Annotated in this window: 17 protein-coding genes and 1 riboswitch; of the genes, 6 read left to right on the forward strand and 11 right to left on the reverse strand. The window is 74.4% G+C overall.

What is annotated here, in order from left to right:
* Positions 1 to 42 precede the first annotated feature (42 nt).
* Genes JOD49_RS13735 through JOD49_RS13745 form a run of 3 tightly spaced genes read right to left on the reverse strand, consistent with a single transcriptional unit; the run spans position 43 to position 2,287 of the window.
* A complete protein-coding gene (locus tag JOD49_RS13735; RefSeq protein WP_205307668.1) occupies positions 43 to 768 on the reverse strand; it encodes a hypothetical protein in 726 nt (241 codons plus the stop codon).
* Between the two features lie 20 nt (positions 769 to 788).
* Positions 789 to 1,577, reverse strand: a complete 789-nt coding sequence (locus tag JOD49_RS13740) for an ABC transporter permease (protein WP_205307669.1) — start codon at positions 1,575 to 1,577, stop codon at positions 789 to 791.
* Entirely contained in the window at positions 1,574 to 2,287 is a 714-nt protein-coding gene (locus JOD49_RS13745; protein WP_205307670.1) for an ABC transporter ATP-binding protein, read from the reverse strand. Before JOD49_RS13745 ends, JOD49_RS13740 begins: the two co-directional genes overlap by 4 nt.
* Before the next feature lie 131 nt (positions 2,288 to 2,418).
* On the opposite strand from JOD49_RS13745, the gene JOD49_RS13750 reads away from it, so the two are divergent.
* Together JOD49_RS13750 and JOD49_RS13755 are read left to right on the forward strand one after the other, a co-directional pair.
* Positions 2,419 to 3,276, forward strand: coding sequence for a sensor histidine kinase (locus tag JOD49_RS13750; RefSeq protein ID WP_205307671.1), 858 nt, complete (start codon positions 2,419 to 2,421; stop codon positions 3,274 to 3,276).
* Positions 3,273 to 4,037: a response regulator gene (locus tag JOD49_RS13755; protein ID WP_307822545.1), complete on the forward strand. Its 765-nt coding sequence runs from the start codon at positions 3,273 to 3,275 to the stop codon at positions 4,035 to 4,037. The genes JOD49_RS13750 and JOD49_RS13755 overlap by 4 nt, the downstream gene beginning before the upstream one ends.
* Before the next feature lie 21 nt (positions 4,038 to 4,058).
* Here JOD49_RS13755 and JOD49_RS13760 read toward each other — a convergent pair whose 3' ends face one another.
* From JOD49_RS13760 to JOD49_RS13775, 4 genes are all read right to left on the reverse strand, one after another.
* Positions 4,059 to 5,495, reverse strand: coding sequence for a hypothetical protein (locus JOD49_RS13760; RefSeq protein ID WP_307822546.1), 1,437 nt, complete (start codon positions 5,493 to 5,495; stop codon positions 4,059 to 4,061).
* Positions 5,496 to 5,660: 165 nt separating this feature from the next.
* The gene (locus JOD49_RS13765; protein ID WP_205307672.1) at positions 5,661 to 6,851 is read right to left on the reverse strand and encodes an acetyl-CoA C-acyltransferase; all 1,191 of its coding nucleotides are present in this window, start codon (positions 6,849 to 6,851) and stop codon (positions 5,661 to 5,663) included.
* Positions 6,852 to 7,006: 155 nt separating this feature from the next.
* Complete coding sequence (locus tag JOD49_RS13770) at positions 7,007 to 8,251, reverse strand: acyl-CoA dehydrogenase family protein (RefSeq protein WP_205308994.1); 1,245 nt, start codon at positions 8,249 to 8,251, stop codon at positions 7,007 to 7,009.
* Positions 8,252 to 8,340: 89 nt separating this feature from the next.
* The gene (locus JOD49_RS13775) at positions 8,341 to 8,955 is read right to left on the reverse strand and encodes a TetR/AcrR family transcriptional regulator (RefSeq protein ID WP_205307673.1); all 615 of its coding nucleotides are present in this window, start codon (positions 8,953 to 8,955) and stop codon (positions 8,341 to 8,343) included.
* An 80-nt stretch (positions 8,956 to 9,035) separates the two neighbouring features.
* On the opposite strand from JOD49_RS13775, the gene JOD49_RS13780 reads away from it, so the two are divergent.
* Genes JOD49_RS13780 through JOD49_RS20800 form a run of 3 tightly spaced genes read left to right on the forward strand, consistent with a single transcriptional unit; the run spans position 9,036 to position 11,103 of the window.
* Entirely contained in the window at positions 9,036 to 10,064 is a 1,029-nt protein-coding gene (locus JOD49_RS13780) for a TIGR03571 family LLM class oxidoreductase (RefSeq protein WP_239526405.1), read from the forward strand.
* 32 nt (positions 10,065 to 10,096) lie between these two features.
* Positions 10,097 to 10,570 (forward strand): flavin reductase family protein, encoded by a 474-nt coding sequence (locus tag JOD49_RS13785; protein ID WP_205307675.1) that lies wholly within the window; start codon positions 10,097 to 10,099, stop codon positions 10,568 to 10,570.
* A complete protein-coding gene (locus JOD49_RS20800) occupies positions 10,567 to 11,103 on the forward strand; it encodes a methylated-DNA--[protein]-cysteine S-methyltransferase (protein WP_307822547.1) in 537 nt (178 codons plus the stop codon). The genes JOD49_RS13785 and JOD49_RS20800 overlap by 4 nt, the downstream gene beginning before the upstream one ends.
* 7 nt (positions 11,104 to 11,110) lie before the next feature.
* Here JOD49_RS20800 and JOD49_RS13795 read toward each other — a convergent pair whose 3' ends face one another.
* From JOD49_RS13795 to JOD49_RS13805, 3 genes are all read right to left on the reverse strand, one after another.
* Positions 11,111 to 11,533, reverse strand: coding sequence for a VOC family protein (locus JOD49_RS13795; RefSeq protein WP_191789674.1), 423 nt, complete (start codon positions 11,531 to 11,533; stop codon positions 11,111 to 11,113).
* 161 nt (positions 11,534 to 11,694) lie between these two features.
* Positions 11,695 to 12,414 (reverse strand): nicotinamide riboside transporter PnuC, encoded by a 720-nt coding sequence (gene pnuC / locus JOD49_RS13800; protein WP_205307676.1) that lies wholly within the window; start codon positions 12,412 to 12,414, stop codon positions 11,695 to 11,697.
* A gap of 163 nt (positions 12,415 to 12,577) precedes the next feature.
* Positions 12,578 to 12,703: riboswitch (FMN riboswitch) on the reverse strand.
* A 118-nt stretch (positions 12,704 to 12,821) separates the two neighbouring features.
* Positions 12,822 to 13,601 (reverse strand): TetR/AcrR family transcriptional regulator, encoded by a 780-nt coding sequence (locus JOD49_RS13805; protein ID WP_205307677.1) that lies wholly within the window; start codon positions 13,599 to 13,601, stop codon positions 12,822 to 12,824.
* Positions 13,602 to 13,769: 168 nt separating this feature from the next.
* On the opposite strand from JOD49_RS13805, the gene JOD49_RS13810 reads away from it, so the two are divergent.
* Positions 13,770 to 14,363, forward strand: coding sequence for a hypothetical protein (locus tag JOD49_RS13810; RefSeq protein ID WP_205307678.1), 594 nt, complete (start codon positions 13,770 to 13,772; stop codon positions 14,361 to 14,363).
* Positions 14,364 to 14,410: 47 nt separating this feature from the next.
* On the opposite strand, the gene JOD49_RS13815 is transcribed toward JOD49_RS13810, so the two are convergent.
* On the reverse strand, positions 14,411 to 15,016 hold the full coding sequence (locus JOD49_RS13815) for a hypothetical protein (protein WP_205307679.1): 606 nt from the start codon (positions 15,014 to 15,016) through the stop codon (positions 14,411 to 14,413).
* Positions 15,017 to 15,073 lie beyond the last annotated feature (57 nt).

Here is a 15,073-nt window from a genome sequence, read left to right on the forward strand (position 1 = left end):
GCGCCGGCGGGACCGTGCCCGGCGCACCTGCCCTCCTCCCGCCTAGGCGTCGCGTGCGACGAACCGCCACGACCCGGCCCCGCCGACCACGACCACCCAGGCGAGCGCGACGATCGTCGCCGTCGGGCCCTCGAGCGTGCTCGGACCCGCGTCGAACCAGGCCGTCGCGGCACGGTCGGGCAACCAGCGGGCCAGCTCGGTCGCACCCGCCAGCAGCGGGGACACGACGAGGACCAGCGCGAGGACGCCGACCAACGAGGGCACGAGGTGACGAGCGACCAACGCGACCGCGTGAGCGAGCACCCCGATCAGGACCAGGTAGGCCACTGCCCCCAGCAGCGGGCCCGCTCCCGCGCCGTCCGTCACGACGGACGCGTCGAGGAGACGCTGCGTGACCGCGGCCGCGGCCAGGCACGCGCCGAGCGTCACGGTCGCGGTGAGCGCGACCACCCCCGTCGCCGCGATGGTCTTGCCCACGACGAGCAGGCCCCGCCGCGGCACCGCGGCCAGGGTCGTGGCGACCTGACGACCGGCGTGCTCCTGGGAGACCGCGAGCACCCCGACCAGCACGAGACCCGCCACGACGAACGGCACCGTCCGGAGCGTGACGTCGACCGCGCCGACAGGGAGGTCGTGGTCGGCGGCCGCGGCCGCCTGTGCGGCGGCGATCAGGGCGCCGACCACGGCGGTCCCGGCCACCGCGAGGACCGTGACGGGCAGCGTCCGGAGCTTGTCGAGCTCCGCCGCGACGACGGACGGCAGTCCCACGGTCCGCCCGGCCGCGGCCCTCACGCGTCCCGCCGCGAGAACACGGCGGTCGCGACCACGAGCAGCGCCACGGCCCACCCGGTCATGACGAGGGCGCCGGGCACGGCGGCCAGCCCGCCGGTGACCGTGTCGACGTCCCCGAAGAGCCTGCGGCCGGCCATGTCCGGGAGCCAGTGCGCGAGCGGTGTGAGGTTCGTGAGCAGGAGCGACACCGACACCAGCGAGCTGTTGACCACCAGCACCAGGAGCGGGACGACCCCGCTGCGCGTGAAGACCGTGACGGACAGGGCCAGGAGCGCCGTCAGGGTCCAGTAGAGCGCGGCGCCGAGGCACCGCCCGACGGCCTCGTCGACCGCGACCGTCGAGGTCGCGGCCTCGCCGATGATCGTCTCGGCGAGAGCGACGCTCGCCGGGATCGCCACCGCCGCCGTCGCGAGGACGAGCAGGACGACCACAGCCGCCTTCGCGAGCAGCGCGCCGACGCGCCGCGGGACGGCGACGAGCGTCGTGCCGATCTGCCGCCCGCCTCCGGCGTCCGGGCTGTTCGCGGTGAACTCGCTGCTCATCGCGACCACCCCGATCACGACCGCACCCACGGTCCCGATCGGCATGGAGGCGAACGCGGTGTCGAACGCCGAACCGTACCCCGCGTCCTCGGGGCGCCCGGCGACGAGCGCGTCGCGGACACCGACCGAGTTGAGCAGGGTCAGGGCGGCCGTGCCGAGGACGGCGACCGCCGCCCCGACCCACACCGCGGGCAGGGTCACGGCCTTGTGGAGCTCGGCGGCGAACACGTGCCACGCCCTCATCGAACCGACTCCCGGCCGTCGCTCGTGAGCGCGAAGAACGCGTCCTCGAGGGTGTCGTAGCGGCGGGTGACCTCGTCGAGCGTGCCGTCCGCGACGACCCGGCCGCGGGCGATGATCACCAGGTCGTCGGCGATGTCGGCCACCTCGCCCATGAAGTGGCTCGACAGCAGGACCGTGCCGCCCGCGTCCGCGTGGGCGCGGAGCAGACCGCGGATCCACCGGATCCCCTCGGGGTCGAGACCGTTGACGGGCTCGTCGAGCACCAGGGCCTCGGGCTCGCCCAGCAGCGCGCACGCGAGCCCCAGGCGTTGGCCCATGCCCAGGGAGTAGCGCCCCACCCGGGTCCGTGCCGACGCCGTGAGCCCGACCTGGTCGAGCACGGCGTCCACGCGCCGCTGCGAGATCCCGTTGCTGCGCGCGACCCACGAGAGGTGGTTGCGGGCCGTGCGGGAGCGGTGCGCCCCGGAGCCGTCGAGCATCGACCCGAGGGTGCGCAGCGGGTCGTCCAGCGACCGGTAGGGCCGGCCCCCGACGAGGGCGCGCCCCTCGTCGGCGCGGTCCAGGCCGAGGAGGATGCGCAGGGTGGAGGACTTGCCCGCGCCGTTCGGCCCGAGGAACGCGGTCACCCGGCCGGGGCGGGCCTCGAAGCCGACGTGGTCGAGGACGGTGCGGGGGCCGTGGCGTTTGACGAGGTGCTCGATCTTCAACATGCCCACAGTCCAGCCGCCGGGGGCGCGCAGGGCATCGGGCCGGAGGCCGGACCTGCGGCTCGGCGTCCGACCCCGGTCCCTCGGACCGTGGTCCGATGTGCAGGCCGTGCCGGGTCCCTAGACTCCGGTGGGTGGAGACGACCGCCCGACCCGTGCTGCGATCTCGCGCGTGGCCGATCGCCGGTGGCCTCGTGGGCGCCCTCGTGATCGGCCTCGCGACCCTCGGCGTCGACCGCCCCGTGACGGCCCTCGTCGTCCTGCTGGTCGCGACCGCGGTGACGGCGGGCGTGCTGGCGTGGGCCCTGGTCCGCTCCCGGCGCGAGCGCCGCGCGTACGAGGAGGACCTGACGGGCTGGGCCGCCGAGCGGGCCGCGCAGGCCGAGCGGCTGCGCATCGCGCGCGACCTGCACGACCTCGCCTCGCACGGCCTGGGGCTGATCACGGTGCGCGCCGCGTCGGCGCGGACCGTCTCGGGGCCGGACGGCGACGCCGAGCGGTCGCGTGCTCTCGCCGACATCGAGCGCGCGGGCCGGGACGCGACCACGGAGCTGCGCAGGATGCTCGGCGTGCTGCGCAGCCCGGGGGACGACGCCCCGCTGCGTCCCGCCGAGACGCTCGACGACCTGCCGCGCATCGTCGAGGCCGCCCGGACCGGGGGCCTGGCCGTCACGCTCGACGCCGAGGACCTCGCGGTGCCTGCCGGGACGGCGCTCGGCGTGTGCGCGGTCGTCCGCGAATCTCTCGCGAACGTCCTGCGGCACGCAGGCCCGACCCGGGCCCGGGTCGTCCTCGGCCGCGACGCCGCGGGGCTGCGGCTGGTCGTCGAGGACGAGGGGCCGGTCGCCGGGTGGGCGCCGCACCCGGGGGCGGGCGTGGGGCTCGCGGGCCTGCGCGAACGGGTCGCGACGCTCGGCGGGTCCCTCGTCGCCGGCCCGTGCGGACAGGGGTTTCGCGTGAGCGTCGCCCTGCCGGACGGAGGGCGGTCGTGACGACGTCGGTCCCCGAGCAGGTTCCCGAGCCGGTTCCCGTCCCGGGCTCGGGAGGCACGAGAGCGCAGGCACCGGTGCGGGTGCTCGTCGTCGACGACCAGCCGCTGATCCGCCACAGCCTGCGGCTCGTGGTCGACGGCGCGGACGATCTGGCGGTGGTGGGCGAGGCGGGCTCGGGCGAGGCGGCGGTGGAGGTCGCCCGCCGGACCCGGCCCGACGTGGTCCTCATGGACGTCCGCATGCCCGGTGGTGACGGCATCGACGCGACGCGCGCGATCGTGGCGGACCCGGACCTCGCCGGGACGCGCGTGCTCGTGCTCAGCATGTTCGAGCTCGACGAGTACGTCCACGGCGCCCTGCGCGCGGGGGCGAGCGGCTTCCTGCTCAAGGACGCCGAGCCCGCGAGCCTCGTCGACGCCGTACGGCGTACGCACGAGGGCGAGTCGCTGTTCGCCCCGGCCATCCTCACCCGGATCGTCGCGCACTACCTCGAGAACGGGACGAGGCGTGAACCCGTGGCACCTCAGGTCCTCACGAGCCGCGAGGTCGAGGTGCTCGCGCTCGTGGGACGCGGGCTGTCCAACCAGGAGATCGCGCAGCGGCTGACGATCTCCATGGGGACGGTCAAGACCCACATCGGCAACCTGCTCGCCAAGCTCGTGGCTCGCGACCGTGCCCAGCTCGTCATCGCGGCGTTCGAGCACGGCCTGGTCGGCACCGACCGGTCGGCCACGGCAGGACGTGGTCCCCGGCTCGCGTGACGTCCGGCCGTGAGATCCCGCTCAGGCGCTCGTCGTCGGTTCGGGATCCTGCCGTGCGGTCGGAGCCTCGGCCTCGGTCGCGGCCTCCGTCGCGAGAGCGTCGCCGCGGTGCGTGCCGTGCGAGCCGTGCGTGCCGTGCACCTCGTGCGTCCCACGCGTCGCCTGCGCGTCGTGCAACCCGTCCGTCGACGCGGCGCTCGCCGACGCCCCACGTCCGAGCCGGACGAGCTGGACCACGGCCCCCACGAAGAGCACCACGAGCGCGACGTTGCGGACGGCCGCGAGCAGGACGATCCACGGCGTGCCGATCATGAACTCCCAGTACGCGATCGGGTAGAGCACCTGTGTCAGCACCGCCGTCCCCAGGACGGCGAGCGCGGGCGGGGACCAGACCGACCGTGCACCAGGACCCGCGAGCGCGATCGCGACGGCGACCGGCGGTCCGATCCACGCGACGAACTGCGGCGACCCCACCTTGTTGAACACGATGAGGCTCAGGAGCAGGGCCGTCACCGTGAGGAGGAAGACGTCGGTGCGGACCTCGGGTCGGCGGCGGACGGCCCACCACGAGATCGCGGCGATCGCGAGGACCGCCAGGGGCAGCAGCAGGTCGAGGAGCCGACCCGTGGCGCGGGTGCCCGGGCCGAGGATCTCCAGCGTGCGGATGTCGGGGTTCATCCAGACCCGCCACTGCGGGTCGACGAGCCGCAGGACGCTGAACGGGGTCGCGAACACGGACTCGGACTGCAGGCCGCGGGCGTCCTGCGTGCCGAACACCCCGAGGACGCGCGACCCCGCACCGCCCGCGAGGGCGAGCGCGACGACCCCGGCGCTCACGGCAGCGCCGGGCAGGACCACGCTGCGCCACGGTCGCTTCGTCGTCGTCAGGAGCGCGACGACCACGGCCCCGGGGGCGATCTTGACCCAGGCGCCGAACGTCGCGATCGCGGTCGCGACCGCCGGCCGACGCACCGCGACCGCGATCGCGACGACGAGCAGGGCCGCGGCCACCCCGTCGAGACGCCCCAGGAAGATGGGCCCGAGAGCCACGAGGAACAGCAGCCACCACCAGGCGGCGATGCGGCCCCGACCGGGCAGCCGGGCGAGGAACCAGAGCGCGACCGCGTCGAGCACGACGACCAGGGTCAGGAACTGCGCGTAGTACGCCTCGAACGACGTGCCGACGAAGGCGGGGGCCGAGACCGGCAGCAGCGCGCCCACGGGGTACACCCAGTCGTAGTCGAGCACGGGCCAGATCCCGCGGTCCCAGCCCGCGCGGGCCCAGTACCAGTAGAGCTGCACGTCGCCCGAGATCCGGTGTCCCCAGGTCAGGCCGTCGACGACCAGCCAGGCGTGCACGAGCACGAAGCCGCAGACCAGGGCCCAGGGGGAGCGCAGGGCCCAGGCGAGGAACCGGCGACCGGTCGAGGTGGTCCGGGCGGCGGTGGTCTCGGGCACCGGCTCATCGTCGCACGACGGCGCCACGCGCGTCGGGCGAGGGGCGCACCGTGGACGGCGGCGCCGTCGGGCAGGAAGAAGCGGCCCGCCCGGGCGGAGAGGAGGCCCGGGCGGACCGCTGGGCCGCGCGGTGAGGCAGCACCGCGCGGCGCGAGGAGGGACGACTCAGGCGCGCAGGATCAGCGCGTCCCCCTGGCCGCCGCCGCCGCACAGCGCGGCGGCGCCCACGCCGCCTCCGCGGCGCTGGAGGGCGAGGGCCAGGTGCAGGGCCAGGCGGGCGCCCGAGGCGCCGACGGGGTGGCCCAGGGCGATCGCGCCGCCGTCGGCGTTGACGACCGCGGGGTCGATCCCCAGGTCCTCGACCGACTGGAGCGCGACGGCCGCGAAGGCCTCGTTGATCTCGACGAGGTCGAGCTCGTCGGCCTTCATGCCCTCGCGCTCGAGCGCATGGGTGATCGCGCGGGCGGGCTGGGAGTGCAGCGAGTTGTCGGGGCCCGCGACCTGCCCGGCGGACCCGATCTCAGCGAGCCAGGTGAGGCCGCGCGAGACCGCGAAGGCCTTGCTGACGACCACGACGGCCGCGGCGCCGTCGGACAGCGGGGACGACGAGCCCGCCGTGATGGTGCCGTCCTTGACGAACGCGGGGCGCAGCCCGGCGAGCGCCTCGACCGTGGTGCCGGGGCGGATGCCCTCGTCCTCGGCCACGACGACGGGTTCGCCCTTGCGCTGCGGCACCGTGACGGGCGCGATCTCCTCGGCCAGCCGTCCCTCGGCGCGGGCCGCGGCCGCGAGGGCGTGCGAACGGGCCGCGTACTCGTCCTGCTCGGGGCGGCCGATGCCGCGCGTCGCGCAGCCGCGGTCGGTGGCCTCGCCCATGATCCGGCCGTCGAACGGGTCGCGCAGGCCGTCGTGCGTGAGCGAGTCCGCCATGGTCACGTCACCGAACGCGAAGCCCTTGCGCGAGCCCAGCACGAGGTGCGGCGCGTTCGTCATGGACTCCTGGCCGCCAGCGACCACGACCGACGCCTCGCCCGTGCGGATCAGGCGTGCCGCGTCGATGATCGCGGTCAGTCCCGACAGGCACAGCTTGTTGATCGTGACGGTCGGCACGTCCCAGCCGATCCCGGCCGCGATCGCGGCCTGGCGGGCCGGGCCCTGACCGCCGCCCGCCTGGATGACCTGGCCCATGATCACGGCGTCGACGTCGGCCGCCTCGATCCCGGCCGCGTCGAGCGCGCCGCGGATCGCGTGCGCGCCCAGCTCGTTCGCGGACAGCGACGCGAGCGCGCCCTGGAAGCGCGTGAACGGCGTGCGTGCGCCGTGCAGGAGGACGGGGACGTGGGCGTCGTTGCTCATGAGGTGCTCCGTGGGAGAAGGGGGACCCGGCGCCGTGCTTGTCAGGTGAACGAGGAGGTCCGGTACGGCGCCGGGTGGACGGTGGGCGAGCGGCCGGGGGGCCGCAGGCGGGAGGTGCGGCGCTCCGGGTACGGGGGAGCGCCGCCGGTGAGGGGCTAGGCGAACGCCGAGACGCCCGTGATGTCGCGGCCCACGATGAGGGCCTGGACGCTCTCGGTGCCCTCGTAGGTGTGCAGGGCCTCGACGTCCGCGAAGTGCCGCGCGACGCGGTTCGCGAGCAGGATGCCGTTGCCGCCGAGCATGTCGCGCGCGCTCGCCGCGATCTCGCGGGCGCCGCGCGTGCACGTGTACTTGGCGATCGACGCCTGCGGGCCGCTCAGCGTGCCCGCCTCGTCGAGGCGCGTCATCTGCGCGACGAGGAGCTGCATCTGGGTCAGGGTCGAGAGCATGCGGGTCAGGCGCTCCTGGACCATCTGGTTCGCGGCGAGCGGGCGCCCGAACTGGACGCGCTGCTTCGCGTAGGCGACGGCCGTCTCGTAGCAGGCGGTCGCATGCCCGACGGCGGACCACGCCACCCCGAGGCGCGTCGCCTGGAGCACGCGGCCGGTGTCCTTGAACGACCGTCCGCCCGGGAGCATGGCCGAGGCCGGGACGAACACGTCGGTCAGGACGATGTGGGCCTGCCAGATCGCGCGCAGCGAGACCTTGCCCTCGATGGTCGTGGCCGCGTACCCCGGGGTGTCCTGGGGGACGAGGAAGCCGTGGACCTGGTTGTCGCCGTCGTCGCCGACCAGACGCGCCCACAGCACGGTGATGTCGCCGCAGGACCCGAAGCCGATCCACTTCTTCTCGCCGTCGATCACGTAGCCCTCGACGCCGTCGCGGGTCTCGCGGCGGGCCGTGGTCTCGAGCGAGACCGAGTCGGAGCCGTGCGTGGGCTCGGTCAGCGCGAACGCGCCGAGCTTCTCGCCGCGCGCGAGCGGGCCGAGCCACTGCTCCTTCTGCTCGTCCGAGCCGAGGAGCTGGATCGAGCGCAGCGCGAGACCGCCCTGGACGCCGCAGATCGTCGCGACCGAGCCGTCGCCGCGCGACATCTCCATCTCGGCGAGACCGGCACCCATGAGGCTGATCGCGGGGGAGCCGGGGACGTCGACGCCGTCGCGCAGGAAGTCGAGCTCGCCCATGCGCTTGGCCAGGCCGAACGGGACCTCGGCGCGCTCCCAGTACCCGTCGATCACGGGCAGGACCTCGTCCTGGACGAACGTGCGGACCCGCTGCTGCAGCTCGCGGTCGGCGGGGGTCGCGTCCGAGAACGCGTCGGCGTAGTCGATGTCGAGGGGCTGCGAGAGGTCGTAGGCCGGCTCGGTCACGTTGCGGCGGACGGGGTTCTCGATCGTCATGGGTGTGCTCCCGGGCTCGGGCCGGACGTCGGTGTCGGGCGATGCTCCCATGGTGCGTGATATTGCGTCTCAGGTCAAGAGACGGGGTATCAAGCGCCTCGTCGTGCGGCGTCCACGAGGACCGGCAGGTGCTGGGCTGCGAGCCGTAGCGGCTCGTCGTCGCCCGAGACCCGGCTCAGCAGCTCGGCGCCCTCGAGCGTCGAGAGCACCGTGCAGGCCAACGCGTCGGCCGCCTGGGTCGCGACACCGCCCGCGCGGAGCTTGTCCGCGATGAGCGAGCGCCAGTCGCGCAGCGCGTCGTCCGAGGCTCGCTGGAGGAGCGGGGAGCGGCCGATGAGCTCGAGCGCGGTCGCCGCGACGGGGCAGCCGTCGGTCCAGTCCGACTCCCGCAGGGTGTCGGCGAGCAGGAGCGCGCAGCTCGCGACCGCCTCGGCCGGGTCCTCGGAGCTCGCGAGCCCCCGGCGGAGCAGCCCGGCGAAGTCGTCGGCGCCGAAGCGCAGGGCCTCGGCGGCGAGCTCCTCCTTGCCGCCCGGGAAGAAGTGGTAGAGCGAGCCGAACGTGGCCCCCGCGTCGGTCGTGATGCGCTTGATGCTCGTGGCCTCGTACCCCTGGCGCTGGAGCAGGGTCGCGGTCGTGGCGACCAGGCGGGTGCGGGTGTCGGAGGCGGGGGAGCCGGGGTCCGGGGTGCCGTCGGGGCTGCTCATGTCCCCAGGATACCCGGGTTGGAACGATCGTTCTAGCGTCTGCTACGGTCCACTAGAACGATCGATCTAGTGGAGGCGTGATGCAGCACCCAGGACCTGGCACCGACCTGAACCCGCTGACCCAGGAGCACCCGGGGTTCGCCCGGATGTTCGCCCCGGGACGGCTGACCGTCGGGCTGTTCCTCCCCCTCTGGCCCTACGCCGGGGACATGCGGGGCATGGCCGGACAGGGCGAGGTCGTCCGGCGGGCCGACGACTCCGACCTCGCCGCGCTGTGGGTCCGGGACGTCCCGCTGAACGTGCCGGGCTTCGGCGACGTCGGGCAGGTGTACGACCCGTGGACCTATCTCGCCTGGCTCGCCGCCCGGACCAGCAGGCTCTCGCTCGCCGCGGGCAGCGCGGTCTTCTCGCTGCGCCACCCGATCGACCTGGCCAAGCAGGCCACCTCGATCGACCACCTCAGCGGCGGACGGCTCGTGCTCGGGGCCGCCTCGGGAGACCGAGGGCAGGAGTTCCCGGCGTACGGGCTCGACCACGCGACCCGGGGCAAGCGCTACCGCGAGGCCGTCGAGTGGTTCCGGGCCCTGACCGAGTCCACGAGCCCGACCCTCACGGGCGACCTGGGGCATCTCGACGGCAGCGTCGACCTGCTCCCCAAGCCCGTCGTCCGCCGGGTCCCGCTCGTGGTCACGGGCTCGTCGCAGCAGACGCCGCAGTGGATCGCGGACAACGCCGACGGCTGGCTCGTCTACCCCGGGGCGACCGTCACGCAGGACGGCACGGCCGCGCTCGGGCGCAAGATCGCCGCCTGGCGAGAGCTCGTGCCGGGCGGGGCGTTCCGACCGGTCGCGACCAACGAGTGGCTCGATCTCGTGGAGGACCGCCGCGCCCGCCCCACCGCGCTGCGAGGCGGATTCGTGCTCCGCACCGGGACCGACGGGCTGCTCGACCTCTTGCAACGGTGGCAGGACGCGGGCGTGAACCACGGCGCGCTCGGGGTCCAGCACGGCGTGCGCCCCGCGTCGGAGACCGTGCAGCAGATCGTCGAGGAGGTCGCCCCGCACTTCCCTGCGCTCCTCGGACCGGCGCCCGAGGCCCCCGCGTGGTGACCGGCCCGGCGACCCGGCTCCCAGCCGCCGACGTGACCTCGTTCCACGGCGCGATGCGCCGGTTCCCCACGGGCGTCACGGTCATCACGACCGCCACCGCGGACGGGCCCCACGGCATGACCGCGAGCGCGGTCCTCTCGGTCGCGCTCGATCCGCCGACCGTCCTCGTCTCGCTCGACCACCGGTCCCGGACGCGCGAGATCCTGCGCAGCCGCGAGGCGTTCGCGGTCAACGTGCTCGCGCACGACCAGCACGGACTCGCGGACCGGTTCGCCCGGTCGGGCGGGACCGAGGCGTTCGACGACGTCGACTGGTACCCCCTGCCGGGCACGGGGACCCCGGGGCTGGGGGCCGTCGTCGCGACCCTCGACTGCCAGGTCGTCGAGAGGTTCGACGTCGCCGACCACCTGATCGTGGTCGGTCGGGTGGTCGGGGTCGACGGACGGCCGGACGCCCTGCCGCTCGTCCACCTCGACCGCGCCTACGGGACGGTCGTGCGGCGGTGAGCCCTGCGGGGACGAGCCTCGCGGGTGCGCCGCCCGCCGGGACCGTGACGTCCGAGCGCATCGAGACGCCGATCGGCCCGCTGTGGCTCGTGACCGAGGGCGAGGTGCTCCTGGTGGCGGGGTTCGCCGTCGACCTGGCGGGCGTCGCACGCGCCCTCGGCACGCCACCTGTCCGCGCCCGAGCGCGCGAGACGCCGAGCGCGGCCGCGACGGCCGCGACGGCCTTCTTCGCGGGGGACCTCGGCGCGCTCGACGCGGTCGTGGTGCGCCAGCCCGGGACGGCGCGCATGCAGGAGGTGTGGCGCACGCTCCGGGCGGTCCCAGCAGGGACCACGACCACCTACGGGGCGCTGCTCCCCGCGGCGCCGCGGCTCGCCGCGAGGGCGTGCGCCGCGAACCTCGTGAGTCTGTTCGTCCCGTGCCACCGCGTGCAGCGGGCTGACGGGAGCCTGGGCGGCTTCACGTGGGGGCTGGAGGCCAAGACGTGGTTGCGCGACTTCGAGTCGGGCCGAGCCGAGGCGGCGCCGGCGTGACGCGTCCTCAGCCCTGCGCGGCCGCGATGTTGACGAGCCAGCTCACGCCGAACCGGTCGTCGCACATGCCGAACGCGTCGCCCCACGGCGCGACCTCGAGCGGCACGGTCACGGTCCCGCTCGACGACAGCTTGGCCCAGTAGCCGCGGAGCTCGGCGTCGTCGGCCTGCTCGCCGCTCAGCGAGATCGCGACGCCGCCGCCTGGCGAGTACTCCATCGAGCTCGGGGTGTCGGCGGCCATGAGGACCAGGCCGTTCGGCGCCTCGAGCTGGGAGTGCATGACCTTGTCGGCGTCGGCCGGGTCGTCGGCCGCCTGGAAGTCCGCGAACGTGCTGATCGTCAGCTCGCCCCCGAACACGTCGCGGTAGAACTCGATCGCCGCCCGGGCGTCGTCGCGGAAGTTCAGGTAGGGGTTGAGTCGTGTCGTCATGGTGTCGCCTTCTCCGTCACGTCGTCCACATGGTCGGCATCGCCGCGTCGTCCCGGGTGCGCCCGGCCAGGGGTCGGAACCTGGCCGGAAGTGGTGCGCCCCGCGCGAGCAGGGCGCACCTTCGAGTATCCGCCCGGTCCACCGGGACGCAAGAGGTGACGTCAGACCTGCCCGTGGGGAGTCGCAGCGGGGGAGGTGCCCGCGAGGAGCAGGGCCTTGGAGCGCCGGTCGATGCGCCACCACACGAAGAAGCCCACGAGCGTGAACGCCCCGTAGAACACGTACATGAACGCCGACGCGTAGAAGCCGGCGTCGATCAGCAGCGGCACTCCCACGATGTCGACCGCGACCCAGATCAGCCAGAACTCGACCCAGCCCTTGGCCATGCCGTACGTCGCGAGCAGCGAGCCCATGAAGATCCACGCGTCGGCCCAGACGGGCTCGTAGGACTCGAGGGCACGGAAGATCGGGGTCAGCAGCGCGGTCCCGGCCACGAGCGCGACGACGAGGAAGGCGCGCTGGCGCCACGAGGCCCAGCGTGGCTCGACGGCCACGCCGTGGCTGTCGGCGTCCGCCTCCCCGAGACGGTCGCGCGTCCGGCGCCACTGCACCCACCCGTAGACCGACACGACGACGAACATGACCTGGCGCCCGGCCTGACCGAGCAGGTTCACGGGGTTGGGCGTCGCGAACACCGCGCCCAGGAACACCGTGAGCAGCAGGAGGTTGCCGACGATCCCCACGGGCCACGCCCAGATCTTGCGGCGCATGCCGCCGAGCGCGGAGGCCAGGCCGAACCCGTTGCCCACGATCTCCCGCCACAGCAGGTGCTGGCCGCCGATCGTGAGCTGCGCGTCGAAGAGCGCGTGGATCAGGTCCATCGATGTTCCCTCGTCCTGGGCACGTCGGCTCCGGGGTGAGGGCGGGCGGCGGGGTCGGTGCCCGTTCCTGGGCTGCCCGACGGCGTCGCTCACCACGGCCAGGCCCGTCCCGGTGGTCTCAGGGCTCGACGACTCGTCGTGCCCCGGCCGGGAAGGCCGTGCCGCACGTGCTTCCTCCCATCCGGACTTTCACCGTCGGTCCTGGAGTTCCACCAGGTCAACCGCGCGTGGGCGCGGGTCGCGGACTGTCACCGCCGGCTCGGAATTGCACCGACCCCGGAGCACGTTCGTGCGTACTGCTTGCTGTCTCCTGCAACCGCCGATGCTACCGGTGCATTCCCGGGGCCCGTCAGTGCGTTGCTGAGTGCGTGATCCGGCAGCGACACGCCCGGCGAGTCGCTGCCGAATCACGCACCCAACGCGTCGCGGACCGCGCGGGCGACCTCGTCGGGGTCGGCATCCGCGTCGAGCACGGTCACGACCACGCGCCGGGCGGGCGCGTCACCGGTCCGTGCGACGCCGTCCCCCGAGCCCCGGGCGGGCGACGTGGCCGCGGGGGCGGGCTCCGTCGTCGGGCCGGCGGGGTTGCGGGCCGCGCGGCGCAGGTCCGCGAACGCCTCCTCGAGCTCGGGGCGCAGGTCCTGGTCGGGGTCGCGCAGCCAGCGGCGCAGGATCGCGTTGTGCACCGCGACGACCGACGCCGCGAACGCGACCGACGCGGTCGAGTTGCGGGTGTCGGCGGGCAGCGAGTCGCGCAGGTAGGACGTGAACGCGCGCTCGTAGCGGTGCGTCGTCACGAGCTCGCGGTCGCGCAGCGCGGGCACGTCCTGCAGCAGACGGTGGCGCGCGACCGACGTCTCGCGCTGGCCCACGTGGTGGTCGAACACGAGCCGCGCCGCCCTGCACACCTCGACGTACGGGTCGACGTTCTCGAGCTCCTCGGGGGTCACGCCGCGTGCCGCGGGACGGGTCTCGCCGAGCAGGACCACGACCGCGTCCAGGAGCAGCTCGTGGTCCGCGAAGACCACGTCCTCCTTGGAGCGGAAGCGGCGGAAGAACGTGGCCCGGCTGATCTGTGCGGCGTCGGCGATGTCCTCGACGGTCGTCTGCTCGTAGCCCTTGCGGGTGAACAGCTCGATCGCCGCGTCCACCGCCTGCGCGTGCGTGTTGCTTCGTGCGGCACTCATGGACGGGACGCTACACCGCACGCGCGGACGGGGAGGGGCGGCGAGGGCCGGTGGGCGCGCTGTGCTCGTCAGGTGGTCGCCGGGCGGTCGCCGCGCGGTGGGCCCGACGGCGTCGCTACAGTGACGAGAGAGGCGGCGGCAGGCCGACGCGACCGGAAGGTGACGCGGATGACGGACGGCGACGAGGCCGGGACGGGCGGTCCCGGCGAGGGACACGTCGAGGGCGATGACAGCGCGGCGCGCTCGTGGAAGAGCGTCGACCACCACGCCCAGCGGGACGCCCTGAGCGACCGGTTCGCGCGCGGTGGCCCCGCGGACTTCCTCTACGGAGCCGTGGTGTCCGGGTTCATGCTCGCGGTCGCGAGCACGCACGACGCGTCGAGCGACTTCGTGATCCTCGCGGTCGCGGGCGTGCTCGTCGGGTACTGGGCCGCGCACGTGTACGTGTCCGCGATCGGTGGCCGCTTCCGCGACTCCGACCACACCATCGCCGAGCGGCTGAGGCTCGCGTCGTCGGAAGAGGTGTGGGTGCTGATCGGCGGGGTGCCGGCGCTCGCGGTCTTCCTGGTGGGCAGGGTGTTCGGGCTCGGGGTCACGGACTCCGCGTTGATCGCGCTGTGGTTCACCGTGCTGATGCTGGGGGTGGTCGGTCACCTCGCGGCGCACCGGGCGGGCGTCCGCGGCTGGGCGCTGACCGTGGAGACCGTGGTCGCCGGGGCGTTCGGCCTGCTCATCATCGGGTTGAAGACGCTGCTCCACTGACGACGACGGGCCACGGGGCGACGGGGCGGCGGGCCGAGGTCCCGGACCTAGGGGACGGCAGGGTGGTACGCCGTCTGCTCCTCGACCGGTGCGCGGCGGAAGTCGCCCGCACCGTTGACGACCTGACCGCGGCGCAGCGTGATGCCCGCCGCGCGGCCGGCCCCTTTGAGCAGTGCGCCACGCGCGGCCACGTCGGGGGAGTCGCCCGGCTCGCCGCCCTCCAGGGTGCAGGCGCGAGCCTCGACCGGTCCGAGGACCTGGCAGCCGTCGCCGAAGGAGCCGGGGCCGATGATCAGGGCCATGCGGTACCGGCCGTCCGCCCCGAGGTGCAGGTCCTCGCCGTCGGCCACGAGGGTGCAGCCGCCCGGGCCGAGCGTCGTGCGGGCCCCGACCCGGACCGAGGCGCCGGTCGTCGCGCTGATCCGGGTCCCCGGGTGCAGGACCGCGCCCCGGCCGACCACGACCTGCGACGAACCGTCGCACTCGATCACGACGGTCGGGTGGAGCAGCGCGCCGGGGGAGACCCGTGCATCGCCCGAGATCCACACGGCGTCCGGTGCGGGGACGCGGACACCGGTGTCGATCAGGGCGTCGATCCCCGCACGGTCGAGGAAGGGGACACGGGTCGGACGCTCGTCCGGGGCACTGGTCACGACGAGGACCTTTCCACAGGTCGCGCCGTGGGTGTGCGTGACCCGTCGAGCAGACGG

Source organism: Oerskovia jenensis (assembly GCF_016907235.1).
GTDB lineage: Bacteria > Actinomycetota > Actinomycetes > Actinomycetales > Cellulomonadaceae > Oerskovia > Oerskovia jenensis.

What these genes read in the sequence shown, in the direction of transcription:
- JOD49_RS13740 (WP_205307669.1), bottom strand. Translation starts at nt 1,577, where the DNA reads ATGAGGGCGTGGCACGTGTTCGCCGCCGAGCTCCACAAGGCCGTGACC.
- JOD49_RS13745 (WP_205307670.1), bottom strand. Translation starts at nt 2,287, where the DNA reads ATGTTGAAGATCGAGCACCTCGTCAAACGCCACGGCCCCCGCACCGTC.
- JOD49_RS13810 (WP_205307678.1), top strand. Translation starts at nt 13,770, where the DNA reads ATGACGGACGGCGACGAGGCCGGGACGGGCGGTCCCGGCGAGGGACAC.
- JOD49_RS13805 (WP_205307677.1), bottom strand. Translation starts at nt 13,601, where the DNA reads ATGAGTGCCGCACGAAGCAACACGCACGCGCAGGCGGTGGACGCGGCG.
- JOD49_RS13775 (WP_205307673.1), bottom strand. Translation starts at nt 8,955, where the DNA reads ATGAGCAGCCCCGACGGCACCCCGGACCCCGGCTCCCCCGCCTCCGAC.
- JOD49_RS13780 (WP_239526405.1), top strand. Translation starts at nt 9,036, where the DNA reads ATGCAGCACCCAGGACCTGGCACCGACCTGAACCCGCTGACCCAGGAG.
- pnuC (WP_205307676.1), bottom strand. Translation starts at nt 12,414, where the DNA reads ATGGACCTGATCCACGCGCTCTTCGACGCGCAGCTCACGATCGGCGGC.
- JOD49_RS13770 (WP_205308994.1), bottom strand. Translation starts at nt 8,251, where the DNA reads ATGACGATCGAGAACCCCGTCCGCCGCAACGTGACCGAGCCGGCCTAC.
- JOD49_RS13795 (WP_191789674.1), bottom strand. Translation starts at nt 11,533, where the DNA reads ATGACGACACGACTCAACCCCTACCTGAACTTCCGCGACGACGCCCGG.
- JOD49_RS13765 (WP_205307672.1), bottom strand. Translation starts at nt 6,851, where the DNA reads ATGAGCAACGACGCCCACGTCCCCGTCCTCCTGCACGGCGCACGCACG.